The sequence below is a fragment of the Rhizobium zaerense genome, assembly GCF_051810725.1.
Lineage (GTDB): Bacteria > Pseudomonadota > Alphaproteobacteria > Rhizobiales > Rhizobiaceae > Rhizobium > Rhizobium leguminosarum_I.
Window position 1 is genome coordinate 4,477,652 of sequence record NZ_CM132690.1, and the last position, 17,728, is coordinate 4,495,379.

The 17,728-nt window shown below is 62.8% G+C and carries 17 protein-coding genes; 6 read left to right on the top strand and 11 right to left on the bottom strand.

Annotation, left to right across the window (positions count from 1 at the left end):
• Positions 1-4: 4 nt before the first annotated feature.
• From waaA to ACS4RR_RS22325, 4 genes are all read right to left on the bottom strand, one after another.
• Entirely contained in the window at positions 5-1,324 is a 1,320-nt protein-coding gene (gene waaA, locus ACS4RR_RS22310; RefSeq protein WP_260110202.1) for a lipid IV(A) 3-deoxy-D-manno-octulosonic acid transferase, read from the bottom strand.
• 171 nt (positions 1,325-1,495) lie between these two features.
• Positions 1,496-1,744, bottom strand: a complete 249-nt coding sequence (locus ACS4RR_RS22315) for a DUF4170 domain-containing protein (RefSeq protein ID WP_170276689.1) — start codon at positions 1,742-1,744, stop codon at positions 1,496-1,498.
• Positions 1,745-1,806: 62 nt separating this feature from the next.
• Entirely contained in the window at positions 1,807-2,616 is an 810-nt protein-coding gene (locus ACS4RR_RS22320) for a 3'(2'),5'-bisphosphate nucleotidase CysQ (protein ID WP_260110201.1), read from the bottom strand.
• 182 nt (positions 2,617-2,798) lie between these two features.
• Positions 2,799-4,145: a TldD/PmbA family protein gene (locus ACS4RR_RS22325; protein ID WP_260110200.1), complete on the bottom strand. Its 1,347-nt coding sequence runs from the start codon at positions 4,143-4,145 to the stop codon at positions 2,799-2,801.
• Between the two features lie 119 nt (positions 4,146-4,264).
• Between ACS4RR_RS22325 and ACS4RR_RS22330 the strand changes: the two genes are divergently transcribed.
• Positions 4,265-6,079 (top strand): monovalent cation:proton antiporter-2 (CPA2) family protein, encoded by a 1,815-nt coding sequence (locus ACS4RR_RS22330; protein ID WP_222385755.1) that lies wholly within the window; start codon positions 4,265-4,267, stop codon positions 6,077-6,079.
• Positions 6,080-6,095: 16 nt separating this feature from the next.
• On the opposite strand, the gene ACS4RR_RS22335 is transcribed toward ACS4RR_RS22330, so the two are convergent.
• The 3 genes from ACS4RR_RS22335 to ACS4RR_RS22345 are packed head-to-tail and all read right to left on the bottom strand — an operon-like array spanning position 6,096 to position 9,609.
• Positions 6,096-6,977, bottom strand: coding sequence for a patatin-like phospholipase family protein (locus ACS4RR_RS22335; protein WP_260110199.1), 882 nt, complete (start codon positions 6,975-6,977; stop codon positions 6,096-6,098).
• Positions 6,978-6,989: 12 nt separating this feature from the next.
• On the bottom strand, positions 6,990-7,550 hold the full coding sequence (gene rsmD / locus ACS4RR_RS22340; protein WP_017962990.1) for a 16S rRNA (guanine(966)-N(2))-methyltransferase RsmD: 561 nt from the start codon (positions 7,548-7,550) through the stop codon (positions 6,990-6,992).
• On the bottom strand, positions 7,531-9,609 hold the full coding sequence (locus ACS4RR_RS22345) for a pseudouridine synthase (RefSeq protein WP_260110197.1): 2,079 nt from the start codon (positions 9,607-9,609) through the stop codon (positions 7,531-7,533). The genes rsmD and ACS4RR_RS22345 overlap by 20 nt, the downstream gene beginning before the upstream one ends.
• A gap of 90 nt (positions 9,610-9,699) precedes the next feature.
• Here ACS4RR_RS22345 and ACS4RR_RS22350 point away from each other — a divergent pair, with 90 nt between their 5' ends.
• Positions 9,700-10,137, top strand: coding sequence for a nucleoside deaminase (locus tag ACS4RR_RS22350; protein WP_260111099.1), 438 nt, complete (start codon positions 9,700-9,702; stop codon positions 10,135-10,137).
• Positions 10,138-10,395: 258 nt separating this feature from the next.
• Here ACS4RR_RS22350 and ACS4RR_RS22355 read toward each other — a convergent pair whose 3' ends face one another.
• Positions 10,396-11,025: a hypothetical protein gene (locus tag ACS4RR_RS22355; RefSeq protein ID WP_017962987.1), complete on the bottom strand. Its 630-nt coding sequence runs from the start codon at positions 11,023-11,025 to the stop codon at positions 10,396-10,398.
• A gap of 133 nt (positions 11,026-11,158) precedes the next feature.
• Positions 11,159-14,050, bottom strand: coding sequence for an isoleucine--tRNA ligase (gene ileS / locus ACS4RR_RS22360; RefSeq protein WP_260110195.1), 2,892 nt, complete (start codon positions 14,048-14,050; stop codon positions 11,159-11,161).
• 324 nt (positions 14,051-14,374) lie between these two features.
• Here ileS and ACS4RR_RS22365 point away from each other — a divergent pair, with 324 nt between their 5' ends.
• Positions 14,375-14,755 carry an Xre family toxin-antitoxin system antitoxin gene (locus ACS4RR_RS22365; RefSeq protein ID WP_260297902.1) on the top strand — a complete coding sequence of 127 codons (381 nt, stop codon included), beginning with the start codon at positions 14,375-14,377 and terminating at the stop codon, positions 14,753-14,755.
• Between the two features lie 3 nt (positions 14,756-14,758).
• A complete protein-coding gene (locus ACS4RR_RS22370; protein ID WP_260110194.1) occupies positions 14,759-15,193 on the top strand; it encodes an RES family NAD+ phosphorylase in 435 nt (144 codons plus the stop codon).
• Here the strand turns inward: ACS4RR_RS22370 and ACS4RR_RS22375 are convergent.
• Positions 15,182-16,174, bottom strand: a complete 993-nt coding sequence (locus ACS4RR_RS22375) for a bifunctional riboflavin kinase/FAD synthetase (RefSeq protein ID WP_222385837.1) — start codon at positions 16,172-16,174, stop codon at positions 15,182-15,184. The genes ACS4RR_RS22370 and ACS4RR_RS22375 overlap by 12 nt on opposite strands.
• Before the next feature lie 14 nt (positions 16,175-16,188).
• On the bottom strand, positions 16,189-17,037 hold the full coding sequence (locus tag ACS4RR_RS22380) for a TIGR01459 family HAD-type hydrolase (protein ID WP_456189415.1): 849 nt from the start codon (positions 17,035-17,037) through the stop codon (positions 16,189-16,191).
• Here ACS4RR_RS22380 and ACS4RR_RS22385 point away from each other — a divergent pair.
• Positions 17,030-17,299, top strand: a complete 270-nt coding sequence (locus ACS4RR_RS22385) for a hypothetical protein (RefSeq protein ID WP_456189416.1) — start codon at positions 17,030-17,032, stop codon at positions 17,297-17,299. The two genes, ACS4RR_RS22380 and ACS4RR_RS22385, sit on opposite strands and share 8 nt — an antisense overlap.
• A 130-nt stretch (positions 17,300-17,429) precedes the next feature.
• Complete coding sequence (groES, locus tag ACS4RR_RS22390) at positions 17,430-17,726, top strand: co-chaperone GroES (RefSeq protein WP_003545797.1); 297 nt, start codon at positions 17,430-17,432, stop codon at positions 17,724-17,726.
• Positions 17,727-17,728 lie beyond the last annotated feature (2 nt).

A 17,728-nucleotide genomic window follows, 5' to 3' on the forward strand; every position in this document is an offset into this window, starting at 1 on the left:
CTCCTCAGACCTGGGCCGCGGCCTTGGGCAGCAACCGCGCCTTCACCGTCAGCGGATTGATATAGGGTTCCAGCCCCTTGACTGTCGCAGTCAGCGCGCCGCGCATCTCGTGCACGGCGGTGATGCCGGCTTCGATCATAGTGCGGCGGGCTCCGTCATTGGTCAGCAGGTAATGCACGCCCTTGGCCAGCATTTCGGTGTCGCGCACCATGCGGGCGCTGCCGCTGCGGGCAAGCTTCTGATAGGCATCGCGGAAATTCTGCACATGGCCGCCGGAGAGAATGGCGCACCCGAGCATGGCGGGCTCCAGCGGGTTCTGGCCACCTTCGGCAAAGAGCGAGCGGCCGACGAAGGCAATTTCCGTCAGTCTCAAATAGAGGCCCATTTCGCCGATCGTATCGCCGAGGAAGATATCGACATCGGCGGACAAGACATCGTCGCGGGTACGGCGGGCGACCTTCAGCCCCTGCTTGACCAGGGCCGCCTCGATCTCGTCGCTACGCTCGGGATGGCGCGGCACGATGATCGTCAACTGACCGTCGCGCTCCCTCAACGCCCGGTGAACGATGGCGGCAGCGTTCTCCTCGCCGTCGAAGGTCGAGATCGCCGCCCAGGTCTTTCTCTCGCCGATCTGCTTCTTATAGCGGGCGAAGACAGCGCTGTCATAAGGAGGCGCGTCGGTATCGACCTTCAGATTGCCCGAGGTGATGACGGGCACAGCACCGAGATCGCGGAAACGCTCAGCATCGACATCCGACTGGGCGATGACCAGGGCGAGATTCTCGAACAAAGCTTCGGCGATCGCCGGACGGCGGCGCCAGCGGGCGAAGGAGCGGTCCGACATGCGGGCATTGATCAGAATCTGCGGAATGCGACGGCGGCCAAGCTCCAGCACCGTTGCCGGCCAGATCTCGGACTCGGCGATGATGGCGCAATCGGGCTGCCAATAGTCGAGGAAACGGCTGACGGAGGGCTTCAGGTCGAGCGGTACATATTGATGGATCGCTTCCTGGCCGAGGCGCTCGGCAGCGAGCTTGGCGGATGTGATGGTGCCGGTCGTCAGGACGACATGGATGTCGCGGCGGCGGATTTCGCGGATCAGCGGGATGACGGCATTGGTTTCACCGACGCTTGCGGCGTGGAACCAGAGGAGCGGACCCTGCGGCCGGTTGGCACTCGGATAGCCGAAGCGCTCCAGGCGGCGCGCGCGGTCTTCCTTGCCTTTGGCCGTGCGGTAGTGGAGATAAAGGCCGACAACAGGAGAGGCAACGGTTCCCGCCAGACGATATGCGCTCAGACCGAACCGCGCCATTCGGGAGCTCATTGCGCCAGCCTCCGATCCAAAGCGATCGACATCAAACCCATTCCCTCATTATCGTTGCGGCCGCAATGACCGATCAATTTGTTCAGAATGCGTCAAACAATCCGGATCGACGGGCGTCCGATGCACGAAAACCCCGCTCGCCGAGCGGTCGGCCGGCAGCACTTGTCGAGGTCAGTTGCCCTTGGCCTTTTCCTGCGGATCAAGGAGACGATGCATGTGGACGATGAAGTAGCGCATATGCGCATTGTCGACCGTCTGCTGCGCCTTCGCCTTCCAGGCTGTCAGCGCCGAGGCATAATCCGGGAAAATGCCGACGATATCGAGACCCTGCAGATCACGGAACTGGACGTCATCGAGGCTTTCCAGTTCGCCGCCAAAAACGAGATGCAAAAGCTGCTTCTTGTCACCGGATTCAGTCATTTTTTGTTCTCTTTCTGCCTATTCTCCTCCGCCACCCCATCTGCGGGATTTTGACGAAAACGTCAACTGTCTCGTCGTCCCGCAAAGGCCGAGAGGAATTCGCCAAGGCGGGGCGTCGGGGCCGCGCAGAGGACTTTATGGGTGACATCGGCGCGGTTGTAGACGATCGGCCTGCCTTCGAGGTCGACGAGACCGCCGCCGGCGCAAACGAGGATCAGATCGGCGGCGGCAAGGTCCCAATCATGTGAATTGCCCTTGACGAAGGTGCCTTCCAGACGACCGTCCGCCACCATGGCGATGCGATAGGCGAGCGAAGGAATGTATTTCTCGCGCGTGACCCGGTCGCGAAACTCCGATGGGAAGGCCTTCAGCAGGTCTTCGCCGATCGCAAGGCGGCTCATCTCTTCCGGTCCGGCGGCCGAGACGGTGAACGGGACGCCGTTCTTCAGCGCCACGCCGCCCTCGACCGCCTCATAAAACTCCTCGAGCGCCGGGGCATAGAGCACACCGGCGACCGGCCGGCCGCGATGAACCACCGCGACGCTGACGCACCAGACCTTCTGGCCGCCAAGGAAGGCGCGCGTGCCGTCGATCGGATCGATGATGAACAGCGTCTCGCGTGAGAGACGGTCGGCATCGTCCTCGGTTTCTTCCGACAGCCAGCCATAATCCGGCCGGGCTTTGCGCAGGATGGTCTCGAGAGTCTTGTTGGCGGCGAAATCGGCGGCGCTGACGGGAGAGCGATCCTTATTCTTCCACCAGACTTCAGGCGACTGGTTGAAGAAGCTGAAAGCGACGGCGCCCGCCTCTTTCGCAGCATCGGAGATCAGCGCGAGATCGCTCTGCCAGCGGGCCTTTTCCACGTCGCTCATCCCGTCAATCCGTTTCTCAATTCAATAGTGAGAGCATGACGTCGCCCGAAAACCGCTCACACTTTTCGGCATCATGCTCTCAAGCGCGTCGCAGTCTTTCACATATGCTTGCCGTGCTTTAGGTCTTTGCTTTTCCGCATGTCTTTATCGCAAAGCCGCTGCACACTTTTGCGAGACATGCTCTAGCGCCCTGCGAGCGTCATGCCTTCGATGGCGAAGGTGGGGGCCGCGACGCCGAATTTGCGGTCGATGTCGTTTGCCGGCGTCAGGCGCATGAACATCTCCTTGAGGTTCGAGGCGATCGTCACCTCGGAGACCGGGAAGGTGAGTTCGCCGTTCTCGATCCAGAAGCCGGTGGCACCGCGGCTGTATTCGCCGGTGATCATGTTGACGCCGTGGCCGATCAATTCGGTGACGTAAAAACCGTTGCCGATGCTGCGGATCAGTTCCTCCGGCGAGATGTCGCCCGGCTCCAGGGCAAGGTTGGTGGAGGAGGGCGAGACGGCAGTGCCGCCGCGCACGCCGCGGCCGTTGGTCTCCAGACCCAACTCGCGCGCGGTCGAGGTCGAGAGGAACCAGTGCTTCAAGACGCCGTCCTCGATCATCACCAGCCGCTCGCCGGACACGCCCTCGCCATCGAAGGGCCGCGAGGAGGGTCCCCGCACGATCAGCGGATCGTCGGTGATCGACAGGCCGGATTTCAGCACCTGCTGGCCCATCTTGTCGCGCAGGAAGCTGGACTTGCGGGCGACGGCAGCACCATTGATCGCTCCGGCGATATGGCCGATGAAGCCGCGGGCGACACGTGGGTCGAAGATCACAGTGACGTCCTTGCCGGTCGGCACCTGGCGCGGATTGATGCGCTTGATCACCCGTTCGCCGGCGCGACGGCCGATTTCAGCGGGGTCGTCGAGCTCGGCATAATAGAGGCGGCTGTCGAAATCATAGTCGCGTTCCATACCGGTGCCTTCGCCAGCGATGACGCTGACGGAATGGCCGAAACGCGAGGCCATGTAACTGCCCTCGAAACCGTGCGAGGTGACAAGAACGAGGCCACCCATGCCGGCCGACGCACCGGCGCCGGAGGAATTGGTGACGCCCTTGACCGCAAGGGCGGCTGCTTCTGCGGCAAGGCTCGCCTCGCGCAGCTTCTCGGAGGAGACCTCGGTGGTGTCGAGCAATTGCAGGTCGGGATAGGATTTCGCAAGGCTCGCCTCATCCGCAAGGCAGGCGAAGGGGTCTTCCGGGGAAACCTTGGCCATGGCGACGGCGCGTTCGGCCAGCGCCTGGAGATCGAAGCCCGGATTGGCCGAAACGCTGGAGACACGCTTGCCGATGAAGACGCGCAGGGAAAAATCGTCGCTTTCGGAGGATTCCGTGCCCTCGACCTTGCCGAGGCGGACGCTGACCGATTGCGAGCGCGACCGGACGACGACAGCGTCGGCGGCATCGGCCCCTGCCTTCCTTGCCAGATCGATCAATTGACTTGCGCGGGAAAGAAGTGTCGAGGAATCAATTTCAGAGGACATGATTTGGCCTTTCCTTCGGCTTCCATTTATTGTGCACTCTCCAAAGCATCAAGGCCGCCGCCGCCGATTCTTTGTCGGGGCTGCTTGCTTGCTCCCCGCCGTTGAAAGAAATTGCCAGCATGTCAGCGCCCAATGCCCTTTTTTCCGAAACGATCCTGCTGCTTGGCGGCGCGGTGGTCGCCGCGCCGATCTTCAAGAAACTCGGGCTCGGCACGGTGCTCGGCTACCTCGCCGCGGGCATCGTCATCGGCCCGGTCTTCCACGGCATTACCGATGGCGAACAGATCCTCGCCGTCGCCGAACTCGGCGTCGTTTTCCTGCTCTTCATCATCGGGCTGGAGTTGAAACCCACCCGCCTCTGGCAGATGCGGCGCGACATCTTCGGCCTCGGCACGGCGCAGGTGGTGGTGACGGGGCTGGCGCTGACTGCACTTGCCTGGTTTTCCCAGGTTCTCGACTGGCGCGGCGGCATCATTGCCGGCTTCGGCCTGGCGCTGTCTTCGACGGCCTTTGCCATGCAGATCCTCGAGGGCGACGGCGACGTCAATACGAGATACGGGCAGCGCTCCTTTTCGATGCTACTGTTCCAGGACCTGGCGATCGTGCCGCTGCTGGCGCTGATCACCATCCTCGACGGCGGCGACAAGGGCAACAACGCGCCGCTCTTCGATTTCGCCGTCGCCGTCGGCGCGGTTGCGGCGATGATCGTCATGGGGCGCTACCTGCTGACGCCGCTTTTCCAGATCATCGCCCGCACCGGCGCGCGCGAGGCGATGATCGCCGCAGCCCTCTTCGTCGTCATGGGATCGGCGAGCCTGATGCAGCTTGCAGGGCTTTCGATGGCGATGGGCGCCTTCCTATCCGGCGTGATGCTTGCCGAATCCTCCTATCGGCACGAGTTGGAGGCGGATATCGAGCCGTTCCGCGGCGTGTTGCTCGCCATCTTCTTCATCGCCGTCGGCCTGTCGCTGGAACTCGACGTCCTCGCTGACAACGCGCTCTTCGTCATCATCGCCGTGCCGATCATCATGGGCGTGAAGGCGATCGTCATCTATGGGCTCTGCCGGATCTCGGGGTCCCCGCACAACGATGCGATCCGCATCGCCTTCCTGCTGCCGCAGGGCGGCGAATTCGGCTTCGTGCTGTTCACCGCAGCAGGTACGACCGGGCTGATGTCGACGAGCACCGCCTCGCTGCTGATCGCAATCGTCACGCTGTCGATGGCGCTGACGCCGATCGGGGCGGCCCTTTCGAAGCGGCTGCTCAACGGCGACGAACAGGAGGAACTGGACGAGGATTTCGAAGGCGCGGGCGCCGACGTGCTGATGGTCGGCTTCTCCCGTTTCGGCCAGATCGCCGCCCAGATCCTGCTTGCCGGCGGGCGCAGCGTCACCGTCATCGATTTTTCGGCCGACCGCATCCGCCAGGCCTCCTCCTTCGGCTTTCGCATCTATTTCGGCGACGGCGCCCGCAAGGACGTGTTGCGCTCGGCCGGCATCGACCGGGCAAAGATCGTGCTTGTCTGCACGCAGAAGAAGGAACTCACCGACAAGATAGTAGAGCTGGTGCAGGCCGACTATCCGCACACGCGGCTCTACGTGCGCTCCTACGACCGCATCCACTCAATCGAACTGCGCAACAAGGGCGTCGACTACGAGCTGCGTGAAACGCTGGAATCGGGGCTGCTCTTCGGACGGCGAACACTGGAGGCGCTCGGCGTTTCCGAGGTTGATGCCTATGAGATCGGTGAGGATATCCGCAAGCGCGATGAGGCGCGCCTGGTGCTGCAGGTGTCCGAAGGGTTGCAGGCCGGGCGCGACATGCTGTTTTCCCACCCCGTCCGCCCCGAACCGCTGGTCAAGCCGAAGCGCGCTGCCGATCCCTTCGAGGACGACCCGCTAGCTGGAACCGTGGATGCAGCGGCGGACGCTTAGACGAAGGAATGGAGCATTATTTCTTCAGCCGAGCCTCGATTTCCCGGTCAAGGGCGAATTTCAGGTCGTCCTTGACGCCGACGGACATGGCGAGGACTTCGCGGGCCTTGAGGAAATCCATGACGCCGGTGCGGCCGACCGTCGGGCGCAGGAAGATATGCGGCGGGCGAAGCTTCAGCTTCAGCGAGATCGCCGTCTGCATCATCAGCTGGCCGGAACCGAAGATGCTCTCCATGCGGTTCGGAATATGGGTGCCGTCACCTTCCGGCGCGCCGACGACATCGATGCCGATGACGATGTCGGCAAGATCCATCAGGCATTCATAGGGCACCGGATTGCTGATGCCGCCGTCGATCATCACGCGGTCGCGCAGGCGCACCGGCATGAAGACGGCGGGGATGGCGGAAGAGGCGGCGAGTGCCGGAAACAGCTCGCCCTGTTCGATGATGACTTCGCACTGGCCGTAATAATCCGTGGTGATGACCTTCATCGGGACCAGCAGATCCTCGAAGCGGGCCGGCAGCTCGGACGGCAGGAAGGCTTTCAGGATCCGCTCCAGGTTGAACTGGCCGATGCGGATACCCTTGGCCACCGCATCGCGCACCGTCGCCGGCCTCAGGCCCCAGATGCGAGCGACGACCGCCGTCTTGTTGCCGACGGTCGTCAGCGCATGTTCGCGGATTTCGGCGCCGGACATGCCAGCCGCCATGCCGGCCGCCATGATCGCGCCGATCGACGAGCCTGATACCGCCACCGGGCGGATGCCGAGTTCATCGAGCGTCTCGATGACATGGATATGGGAAAGCCCACGCGCACCGCCGCCGCCAAAAGCGACTGCGACCGTCGGCACATCGCTGATCGCAGGCAATTTCGGGCTGATGATCTCTGCCTGCTGCACGCCCGCCCCCGCTTATTGCGGCTGATATCGGAAGAAATGCACCCTCGTATCGCCAAAGATGCGGCTCTCGAGGAAAACATAGGAAGGATGGACGGAAACGACAACATCGGCGCGTTCTTCGAGCACCGCAATGGCGCCTGGCCGCAGCCAGCCGCCTTCGGCCGCCGCCGCCATCGCCTTTTCGCCGAGACCCTTGCCATAGGGCGGGTCGGCAAAGAGCACGTCGAAGGATTCGAGATTGCCGACGCTGCCGAGATCGGTCGCATCCCGGCGCAGGATGCGGGTGCGGCCGTGCAGGCCGAGCGCATCGATGTTCTCCCAGAGCAGCGCCCTGCCCTCGACGCTGTTTTCGACGAAGAGCGCATGGCGACAGCCGCGTGAAACCGCTTCGAGGCCGACGGCGCCGGTTCCGGCAAAAAGATCGAGGATCCGGGTGCCATCGACGCATTCCGGATAGGCATGACTCAATATATTGAACAGGCTCTCGCGCGTCCGGTCGGCAGTCGGCCGAATCTCGTTGGATTTTGGCACGGCGAGAGGCCGTCCGCGAAACTCACCGCCGACGATCCGCACCGCGCGTCATTCCTTTTCCTTTAGCACCACCTCTGGACGGCCCGCCCGCAGGCCTGTCGCCGCCCGGCCTGTCACCGCCCGGCTTGGCGCCTTTCGGCTTGCCGGAAAAATTCTTAGGCCCGCCGGGCTTGTCCGCGAAGCTCTTGCCGCGGGGCTTGTCACCAGAAGGCTTGTCGCCGAACGATCTCTCGCCGCGCGGACGCTCGGAGCGGCCCTCACTGGCAAAACTTCTGGCTGCCCGCGGACGTTCGTCGCCTTCCTCGCGCGGCCTGCGATCACCACGTGGCTTGTCGCCGAAGGGCCGGTCTCCACGCGACGGCCGATCGCCGAACGGCCGGTCGCCGCGCGGACGCTCCGAACGGCCCTCACCGGCGGAGCTTCTCGCCGCCCGAGGCCGCTCGTCACCATCCGCACGCGGCTTGCGATCACCGCGAGGCTTGTCGCCAAAGGGACGATCTCCACGCGAGGGACGATCGCCGAACGGCCGGTCGCCGCGCGGACGCTCCGAACGGCCCTCACCGGCGGAGCTTCTCGCCGCCCGAGGCCGCTCGTCACCATCCGCACGCGGCTTGCGATCACCCCGCGGCTTGTCGCGGAAGGGACGATCTCCACGCGAGGGACGATCACCGAACGGCCGGTCGCCGCGCGCCGGGCGGTCGCCAGAACCGCGGTCTTCGCGGGCGGAGCGATCGCCAAAGCCGCGCTTGCGGCCGAAGCCCTCGCCCTCATCCTTGCGGCGGGGCTCTTCGCTCGAGCGGATCCATTCGCCATCCTCTTCGCGCACACGGTTCACCTGGGTGCGCGGGCGATCTTCGATGCGATCGAAACCAGTGCCTTTTGCCGGCGGCTGCTCGCCGCGCTTGCGTGCGGTCTGCGCATTCTTGGCAGCTTTCGCCGCGGCCTTTTCGCCGAGCGGCCGGGCGCCCGGCGCCATCCAGACATTGGCGCTGCGGCGCTGGCCGAGCGGCTGGGGACGCTTCGGCTTCTCGTCGTCCCGGCGGCCGCCGTCACGGCGATCGTCGTCTCTGCGCGCGCCGCCGTGGCGGTCGTCGCGTTTGGTGTCGAGGCGGCTCAGCGCCCGTTCGCGCTTGTCCTCGTCGCGGCGCGGCCGTTCGCGCTTTTCCGGTGCTGCCGGCTCCGCCTCTTCCTCGGCGGCAACCGCCGTCGCATTGTAGATGGGCGCGTCGAAATTCGCCTTGGCTTCCTCGATGAGGCGCGGGCCGAGCTGGTCGCGCAGCGTGCGGCCGCGCACTTCGACGACATGGCCTTCCGGCAGGTCGCCGAGCTGGAACGGGCCATAGGAAATACGGATCAGGCGATTGACGTCGAGACCGAGCGCCCCGAGCACGTTCTTGATTTCGCGGTTCTTGCCTTCGCGAAGACCCATGGTAATCCAGACGTTCGAGCCTTGTGTGCGGTCGAGCGTCGCCTCGATCGAGCCGTAGAGCACGCCGTCGACGGCGATGCCGTCCTTCAGCTTGTCGAGCGCGTCCTGATCGATCTCGCCATGGGCGCGGACCCGGTAACGTCGCAGCCAGCCGGTCGCCGGCAGCTCGAGCGCCCGGGCGAGACCGCCGTCATTGGTCAAAAGCAGCAGGCCTTCGGTATTGATGTCGAGCCGGCCGATCGACATGACGCGCGGCAGTTCTTCCGGTAGGTTGTCGAAGACAGTCGGCCGGCCTTCCGGATCGGCATTGGTGGTCACCAGCCCGGTGGGCTTATGATAGAGCCACAGCCTGGTCCGCTCGATGCCGCGGATCGGCACGCCGTCGACTTCGATGCGGTCGGCGAGCGTGACGTTGACGACGGGAGTTTCGAGAACCCCGCCGTTCAGCGTCACACGGCCTTCCATGATCATGCGTTCAATGTCGCGGCGGGAGGCGACGCCGGCGCGCGCCATCACCTTGGAAATGCGTTCGGCCTTGGCCTCGCCGTCGGTCTCGGCCGCGATTGGACGTGCGGCTGCAGCCTTTGCTGGCTTCGCATCGCCCGGCTTCGGCCCGGTGCCCCGTGAAAAGGGCTTTGCGCCCGGGCGTTTTGGCTTGTCTTTGGGTGTCATTTGTTGTTTGCCTGCCTTTTCGGCCTGTCTATCAGGTCACGCATCTGCGGTTAAGTGGAAATTCTTGCGATCGTGAAGACAAATCGTTTCATGGAGATGGCCCTCGAAGAGGCGCGTGCCGCCGGAGAACGCGGCGAGGTACCGATCGGCGCCGTCGTCGTTGTCGACGATATTGCCGTTTCACGCTCCGGAAACCGCACGCGCGAGCTGAAAGACGTGACCGCGCATGCCGAAATCGCCGCGATCCGGCTCGCCTGCGAAGCGCTCGGGCAGGAACGTCTTGTCGGCGCCGATCTCTACGTGACGCTGGAGCCTTGCACCATGTGCGCAGCAGCCATCTCGTTTGCGCGTATCCGCAGGCTCTATTACGGCGCCGAGGACCCGAAGGGCGGCGGCGTCGACAATGGCGTGCGATTCTATGCGCAACCGACCTGTCACCACGCTCCGGAGGTCTATTCCGGTTTCAACGAGGTCCAATCGGCCGATATGCTGCGAAGGTTCTTTTCGCAAAAGAGAGAGGCGCCGTAGTCCGGGCACCTGGGCGCGGCGGCGTCATCTTCGGCCTCGCGCCACGACCGTCTGGGTCGCGCCAATGGCTGCCCCTCACCCTAACCCTCTCCCCGTAATAACGGGGCGAGGGGACGTGCCAAACGCGGCGTTGAGATTGAGGAAACCGGTGCGGCATGTCCCTTCGCCCCGCAAGCGGGGAGAAGGTGGCGGCAGCCGGATGAGGGGCTGCTCGACATTTAAACCAACCGAACAGCAGTGCCTACGCGCCGAGAGCCCTTATTGCAGGAGATTCCACCACTGCTTGCCGGTGTTGGCGACAGCTGCATCCTTCTTGCGCTTTTTCTGCTTCTTGAGTTCGGGCTCGCCGACATCATCGAGCTTTGCTGGATCGTCGACAGTGCGGTAGCCGGGCGGCGGATCCGATATATAGCGGCGCTGATCGATATAGGAGCCCTTCTGCAAGGCGCGGGCTTCGCGATAGGCCTTGGTCTGTTCTTCCGTCGTGCGCCGGCCGCCTTCGATCGCAGAGCTTGCGAGCGGCGAGCGGTAATTCGGATTGTCCGAATTCGCGTCGGCTTCCGAAACGAGACGGGCGCGGGTCTCCTCCGGCGATTCCAGCCATTGCGGATTGTCCTTGTTGGCGACCGTCTGCTGCGGCGCAACGAGGGTCTCCTTCTGCGCCTGCGCCGGCAGCACCAGCGTCGGACGCGGCGTGTACTTGACGCCCTTGTTCTTCGGGTCCGGACCGGTCAACGAGACGGACTGGCCGAGATCGTCGGTCAACTGTTCCATGGCGGTCTTGTCGGTGCCGTAGGTGGGGCTGCTGGCGCAACCGGACACCAGGGAACATCCCGCCACGACAACAGACAGGCAGGCGCCCATACGGAACCAATGCGTTGCTAACATGAAAACCCTTCCAGCCCAGCCGGTGCAATCGTCGCCCAATCGGACAACCGTCCCCCTGACGCAAAAATCCGGCCATTTTCAGGCAGCTTTTACCGGATGAACCGCGAAAGCGCAATTCACCCGGCAATATTCTTCACGTGAGCGCGGCGAGTTCGCGAAGGGCAGCAGCGTCGCGGGCCGAAACATCGGGATATTCCGGATCAGAACCGACATCCCTGGTGATGCGCCAGGAGCGGGCGCATTTTTCACCCTCTGCAAGCTTCGGCACGACGCTGACCTGAGGCACCTCAGCTAGGCGGAAAGCATCCGCTGGGCCTTCGCCGGCCTTGATCTCGATTGCCGAGGTGATGCAGACTTCGGTGAAGTCCTGGCCTTCCAGCGCCTTCAGCAATTCCGGATCGGCGATATGGACGACGGGAGCCGCTTCCAGCGAGGAGCCGATGCGCTTGTCCTTGCGCTCGATTTCCAGGGCGCCGGTCACGACCGAACGCACGGCGCGGATCTTCTTCCACTTCTCGGCCAGGGCATCGTTGCGCCATTCCTTCGCAACCGGGGCAAACTGCTCCAGATGCACTGAAACGGCGGACGGGTTGCGCGACAGCCAGGCCTCCTCCGTGGTGAAGGGCAGCATCGGGGCAAGCCATGTCACCATGCAATCGAAGATCTGGCGGATGACGTGCAAGCTGGCGCGCCGACGCAGGCTCGAAGGCGCGTCGCAATAGAGCGCATCCTTGCGGACATCGAAATAGAAGGCCGACAGCTCGACATTGGCGAAATCGATCAGCGCGCGGGCGATCTTCTTGAAGTCGAAGGCATCGTAGTTCTCACGCACCAGCTCGTCGAGTTCGGCCAGCCGGTGCAGCATCAGCTGCTCCAACTCCGGCAGGTCGGCAAGCGCGATCTCCTCGCCCTTGTCGTGTGCGAGCGTGCCGAGCATCCAGCGGATGGTGTTGCGCAGTTTGCGATAGGCATCGACATTGGTCTGGATGATCGTCTTGCCGACGCGCAGGTCGTCGGCATAATCCGAGGTCATCACCCAGAGGCGCAGGATATCGGCGCCGGCATCCTTCATCACCTCCTGAGGGGCTGTGACGTTGCCCTTCGACTTCGACATCTTCTCGCCCTTCTCGTCCATGGTGAAGCCATGGGTGAGGACGGCGTTGTAAGGCGCACGGCCGCGGGTGGCCGCCGATTCCAGCAGCGACGAATGGAACCAACCGCGATGCTGGTCGGAACCTTCGAGATAAAGATCGGCCGGCCACTTCAGATCCGGGCGGTCTTCGAGCGTGAAGGTGTGCGTCGAGCCAGAGTCGAACCAGACGTCGAGGATATCCATGACCTGGGTCCAGCGGGAATGGTCGTGATCATTGCCGAGGAAACGCTCCTTGGCGCCTTCGGCAAACCAGGCGTCGGCGCCCTCATGTTCGAAGGCTTCGAGGATACGGGCGTTGACGGCTTCATCGACCAGAACCTCGCCCTCATCGTCGGCAAAGACGGCGATCGGCACGCCCCAGGCGCGCTGGCGCGAGAGCACCCAGTCCGGGCGGCCCTCGATCATGGCGCGCAGGCGGTTCTGGCCGGCGGCCGGCACGAAGCGCGTCTCATCGATCGCACCGAGCGCGCGCGAGCGCAGCGTCGTGCCGTCGGCAAGGGTCTTGTCCATATAGACGAACCATTGCGGCGTGTTGCGGAAGATGACCGGCTTCTTCGAGCGCCAGGAATGCGGATACTGGTGCTTCAGCCGGCCGCGGGCAAAGAGCGCGCCGCGGGCGATCAATTCCCTGATGACACGGTCGTTGGCATCGCCCTTCTTGCCGTTGTCGTCGATGACGCGGGCGCCCTCGAAGCCGGGAGCGTCCGATGTGTAGAAGCCGCCGTCGTCGACCGGGAACGGGATCTTGGTGTCGATGCCGCGCGCCTCAAGCGTGCGGACAGCCGACATCCAGGCATCGAAGTCTTCGCGGCCGTGGCTGGGTGCGGTGTGGACGAAGCCGGTGCCGGCGTCATCGGTGACGTGGTCGCCATCGAGCAGCGGCACGAGGAATTCATAGCCGTCGCCGAGACCCTTGAAGGGATGGGCACAGGTCATTTCTGCGAAGTCGGCCGCAGAGACATCACGCAAGCGCTTGTATTGCAGCTTGGCCTTGGCAAAAGATTCTTCGGCCAATTTATCGGCAAAGATCAGCTTCTCGCCAGGACGCGGGCCAAAATCGTTCTCGGCGACCGTTACTTCATAGAGGCCGTAGGAGATGCGCGGTGAAAAGGAGACCGCGCGGTTGCCGGGGATTGTCCAGGGCGTGGTCGTCCAGATGACGACGAACGCATCCTTGAGCGCGGCCGGACCTTCGACGACGGGGAATTTCACCCAGATCGTGTCGCTCTCATAATCCTGGTATTCGACCTCGGCCTCGGCCAGCGCCGTACGCTCGACGACCGACCACATGATCGGCTTGGAGCCGCGATAAAGCTGACCGCTTGCGGCGATCTTCAAAAGTTCGCCGGCGATGCGCGATTCCGCATGGAAGTTCATCGTCGTATAGGGATTGTCGAAGTCGCCCTCGATGCCGAGGCGCTTGAACTCTTCCGCCTGGACCTTGATCCAGCCGGCGGCGAATTCACGGCATTCCCGGCGGAATTCATTGACCGGGACCTCGTCCTTGTTCTTGCCCTTCTCGCGGTACTTCTCCTCGATCTTCCATTCGATCGGCAGGCCGTGGCAATCCCAGCCGGGCACGTAATTGGCGTCGTAGCCGCGCATCTGGAACGAACGGTTGATGACGTCCTTGAGGATCTTGTTCAGCGCGTGGCCGATATGGATGTTGCCGTTGGCATAGGGCGGGCCATCGTGAAGGACGAATTTCTCGCGGCCGGCGGCGGAAGCACGCAGTTTCTTGTAAAGACCCATCTCCTGCCAGCGCTTGACGAGTTCCGGTTCCTTCTGCGGCAGGCCGGCGCGCATGGGAAAATCGGTCTCGGGCAAATAGAGGGTCTTCGAATAGTCGATCTTTTCGGCTGTGTCGGTCATGTCTGACAATCGTTTTCTGGCGGCCCAGGAAGGGGCGCAACGGGCGTGAAATAGCTGGTGACGGAAGCGCTCGTATCCAAGCGCCAAAAACCCGGACCTTCCGGCCGCTTAGCGCGCGCGGAAGGCCGGGCCGATAATTCGCATCATCATTGCCAGCCGATATTTCTTCATCGCGCCGGTTCATAGGCGTTTTTGCCGGGAAAAGGAAGAGGCCGGCTTGCCACAACGGAAGCAATTGAAGTTGGCGCCAAATGCTCATATATATAGGGGCAAGTGGCACAGAGGTCATTGGCAATGCTCGGTTTTCCTCAGACATCAGAATCGATGACCATACGCGAGCGCCTCGAGATCGCTTCGCACGGCTCCGTGCAGGTTTATGACGGAGCGATGGCATTGAAATTGACAGAGCTCGGCTTTTCCGTGGAGGAAATATATCGTTTCGTCGCACCGCGCCGAACTCTGGCGAGACGCAATGCGAACGGCGAGCCGCTGACAGTCGAGGAAAACGATGGCGCATTGCGAATCGTGCGGATCGCGGACATGGCTAAGCGCATTTTCGGCGACAGAGCCGTTGCGTTCGATTGGCTGCGCAAGCCCAATCGCGGAATGGACGGCATTACCCCGATCGATCTACTGGAATCGGAAACCGGCGCCCGCCTCGTCGAGCAGGCCCTGCACCAGATCGACCACGGGATTTACGTCTAGGCGATGATCTTATGGCGTATCTCGAATTATGCCGATCTTTCCGGACGCGGCGGGCTGCTTGCACCAGGACGATGGCATCATCAGGGAATTCCCGTCGTCTATTGCTGTGATCACCCGTCGACTGCGCTCCTCGAAATTCTGGTACAGGTCGACCTGCATCAAATTCCGAGAGATTTTCAGCTCCTGAAAATCCATTGCCCGGACGACATCGAAGTCTTCGATATCGGGATCGATCCTGCTGCGATCAACCAGACCAGCCTGACGCGCGACCGTGGCAGCAAATTACTGGAAGACAATGATTTCTGTCTCCTGCGCGTCCCATCGGCAATCATGCCGGAGGCCGCGAATATCCTTGTCAATCCACGTCATCCGGACGCGTCGCGCCTGACAATCGAAAAAACGATCCGCTATCCTTTCGACAGCCGACTATTGCGCTGAGGAAAAACAGAGTTTCCGATCAAGCGCGCCGAGCGGCTTAACACCCGCAAGCAGTGCCCTCGCCTCTTCCTCGTCGCGCTTGATCTGGGCGACCAGCGGATCGAGGCCGTCGAATTTCAGCTCAGGTCTAATATAGCCGAAGAAGGAGACGGAGCAGAGCTGGCCGTAGAGATCGCCGTTGAAATCGAAAAGATAGGTTTCGAGCAGCGGCGCGCCGTTTTCCGTCACCGTCGGACGGCGGCCGTAGCTTGCGACGGCGTCGTGGAGCGTGCCGTCCTGACGGCGGAAGCGGACGGCGTAGATGCCGGCGGCAAGATCGACCTCCGGCGGCAGGCGCATGTTGGCCGTCGGGAAACCGAGTTGGCGGCCGAGCTTTTCGCCGTCGATCACCTCGGCTTCCACCGTATAGCGGTAACCGAGCATGCCGGCGGCTTCGCTGACATTGCCCTCGTTGAGGAGCGCGCGGATATGGCTCGAAGAGACGACATCGGCGTTTTCGTCGCGGAAGGCATCGATCAGGGTGACGCCGAAGCCGTAGGTATTGCCGGCATTCATCAGGAAGGCGGGACCGCCCTCGCGGCCGCGGCCAAAATGGAAATCGAAGCCGGTGACGACTTCGGAGGCGCCGAGCCAATCCTTCAGGATCGAATGGATGAAATCATCGGCCGAGCGCTGCGAGAATTCGTAATCGAAGGGATATTCGATGACGGCGCTGAAACCCAGCGTTTCCAGGATGCGGGCCTTCAGGGGCGCCGGCGTCAGCCGAAAGACCGGCGTCTGCGGCCGGAAGACCGTGCGCGGATGCGGCTCGAAGGTCAGCACCAAAGCGGGGATGCCGCGCGCCTTGGAGATTTCGAGCGCTCGGTTCAGCACCGACTGATGGCCGCGGTGCACGCCGTCGAAATTGCCGATAGCAATGACGCCGCCCTTCAGATGGGCGGGTAGGGGTTCGCGGGTTTCATTGCGGTGGAAGACGGTCATCGGCTGGCTTCTCTTCATGCAAGGCGGTGCATCCACCACTTCGGCGCGGCGTTTTCCCGTTCGAGATAGGCATTGAGGATCGCCTCGTCGGTCTCGCCGTTGAGAGTATATTCCTTGGCGTGGATACCACCGCTGATGTAGAGGAGGTCGAGGCCGTAATTCAAGGCGCCGCGCACATCGGTCGGCATGCCGTCGCCGATCGCCAGGACGCGCTCGACCGGGAAATCGCCGCGAAGCTCGCGGGCCGCCGAAAGCGTTGCCTTGTAGATCGGCCGGTGCGGTTTGCCGGCGATGCGGGTACTGCCGCCGAGCTGCTGGTAGTAGGCGGCCATAGCGCCGGCGCAGGGGATGATGCGATGGCCGCGCTCGACAATGAGGTCGGGATTGGCGCAGATCATCGGCACGTCGCGGGCTTTGAAATCGAGAAGAATATCGGTGTAATCTTCCGGCTTCTCCGTCTCGTCGTCGAAAAAGCCGGTGCAGACCAGCGATTGCGCTTCGCCCGCCGGCCGGCGTTCGACGCCAATGCCTTCGAGTAGCGCTTTGTCGCGCTCGGGGCCGAGCAGAAAGACGGTCTTCGGCCCTTCGGCGATCAAACCGCGCGTGACGTCGCCAGAGGTGACGATCCTGTCATAGGCGCTGTCGGGAACGCCGATCTGGCGCAGTTGCTCGACCACCTGCCAGGAAAGGCGCGGCGAATTGGTGATGAGGACGACGGCGACGCCGTTCTCGCGCGCCGCTTCAAGGGCTGCGGCCGCCTTCGGAAACGGATCGACGCCGTTGTGAACGACGCCCCAGACATCGCAGAGCACCACATCATAGTGACCTGATATCTCCGAGAAGTTTTCTATCCGCTTGGCCATTCCGATTTCCCGATTTGCTTCAGTCACCGGTGACATTGCAAAGGCGCAAGGCGATGGCAAGGAAATTTCTTCGCTGCCCGGCTCCTGCGAAGAACTCGAAGGCGATCCGAGTGTGCGGATCGGCAAGGGGTTTGACGATTATCCCGAAGCGGCAGCTCGCCGACGGCGGACGACTTCGGCAAAGTTCGGCCGCGCCGGCGTTTCGGCCGCAATCTCAGACTATTCTCAGGCCTCTTCACAATTCCGGCACAAAAATTCGTGACTGCTCTCATTGACTCCTTTCGGAGCCATCCCTAAATGCTCGTCGCTAGCACTCACCGCAAGGGAGTGCTAACATCTGTCCATGTGGGCCACTCCGGTCCGCGAATGTCATTCGATCGAGGGATTAGACAATGGCAAGCACCAACTTCCGCCCCCTTCACGACCGCGTCGTTGTTCGCCGCGTTGAGTCCGAAGCCAAGACCAAGGGCGGCATCATCATTCCCGATACCGCCAAGGAAAAGCCGCAGGAAGGCGAAATCGTCGCCGTCGGCTCCGGCGCACGCGATGAGTCCGGCAAGGTCGTCGCACTCGACGTCAAGGCTGGCGACCGCATCCTGTTCGGCAAGTGGTCCGGCACCGAAGTCAAGATCGACGGCGAAGACCTTCTGATCATGAAGGAAGCCGACATCATGGGCATCATCGGCTGATC

What these genes read in the sequence shown, in the direction of transcription:
- ACS4RR_RS22355 (WP_017962987.1), bottom strand. Translation starts at nt 11,025, where the DNA reads ATGTTAGCAACGCATTGGTTCCGTATGGGCGCCTGCCTGTCTGTTGTC.
- ACS4RR_RS22365 (WP_260297902.1), top strand. Translation starts at nt 14,375, where the DNA reads ATGACCATACGCGAGCGCCTCGAGATCGCTTCGCACGGCTCCGTGCAG.
- groES (WP_003545797.1), top strand. Translation starts at nt 17,430, where the DNA reads ATGGCAAGCACCAACTTCCGCCCCCTTCACGACCGCGTCGTTGTTCGC.
- ACS4RR_RS22375 (WP_222385837.1), bottom strand. Translation starts at nt 16,174, where the DNA reads ATGACCGTCTTCCACCGCAATGAAACCCGCGAACCCCTACCCGCCCAT.
- waaA (WP_260110202.1), bottom strand. Translation starts at nt 1,324, where the DNA reads ATGAGCTCCCGAATGGCGCGGTTCGGTCTGAGCGCATATCGTCTGGCG.
- ACS4RR_RS22380 (WP_456189415.1), bottom strand. Translation starts at nt 17,037, where the DNA reads ATGGCCAAGCGGATAGAAAACTTCTCGGAGATATCAGGTCACTATGAT.
- ACS4RR_RS22320 (WP_260110201.1), bottom strand. Translation starts at nt 2,616, where the DNA reads ATGAGCGACGTGGAAAAGGCCCGCTGGCAGAGCGATCTCGCGCTGATC.
- ACS4RR_RS22315 (WP_170276689.1), bottom strand. Translation starts at nt 1,744, where the DNA reads ATGACTGAATCCGGTGACAAGAAGCAGCTTTTGCATCTCGTTTTTGGC.
- ACS4RR_RS22325 (WP_260110200.1), bottom strand. Translation starts at nt 4,145, where the DNA reads ATGTCCTCTGAAATTGATTCCTCGACACTTCTTTCCCGCGCAAGTCAA.
- ACS4RR_RS22370 (WP_260110194.1), top strand. Translation starts at nt 14,759, where the DNA reads ATGATCTTATGGCGTATCTCGAATTATGCCGATCTTTCCGGACGCGGC.
- ACS4RR_RS22330 (WP_222385755.1), top strand. Translation starts at nt 4,265, where the DNA reads ATGTCAGCGCCCAATGCCCTTTTTTCCGAAACGATCCTGCTGCTTGGC.
- ileS (WP_260110195.1), bottom strand. Translation starts at nt 14,050, where the DNA reads ATGACCGACACAGCCGAAAAGATCGACTATTCGAAGACCCTCTATTTG.
- ACS4RR_RS22345 (WP_260110197.1), bottom strand. Translation starts at nt 9,609, where the DNA reads ATGACACCCAAAGACAAGCCAAAACGCCCGGGCGCAAAGCCCTTTTCA.
- ACS4RR_RS22350 (WP_260111099.1), top strand. Translation starts at nt 9,700, where the DNA reads ATGGAGATGGCCCTCGAAGAGGCGCGTGCCGCCGGAGAACGCGGCGAG.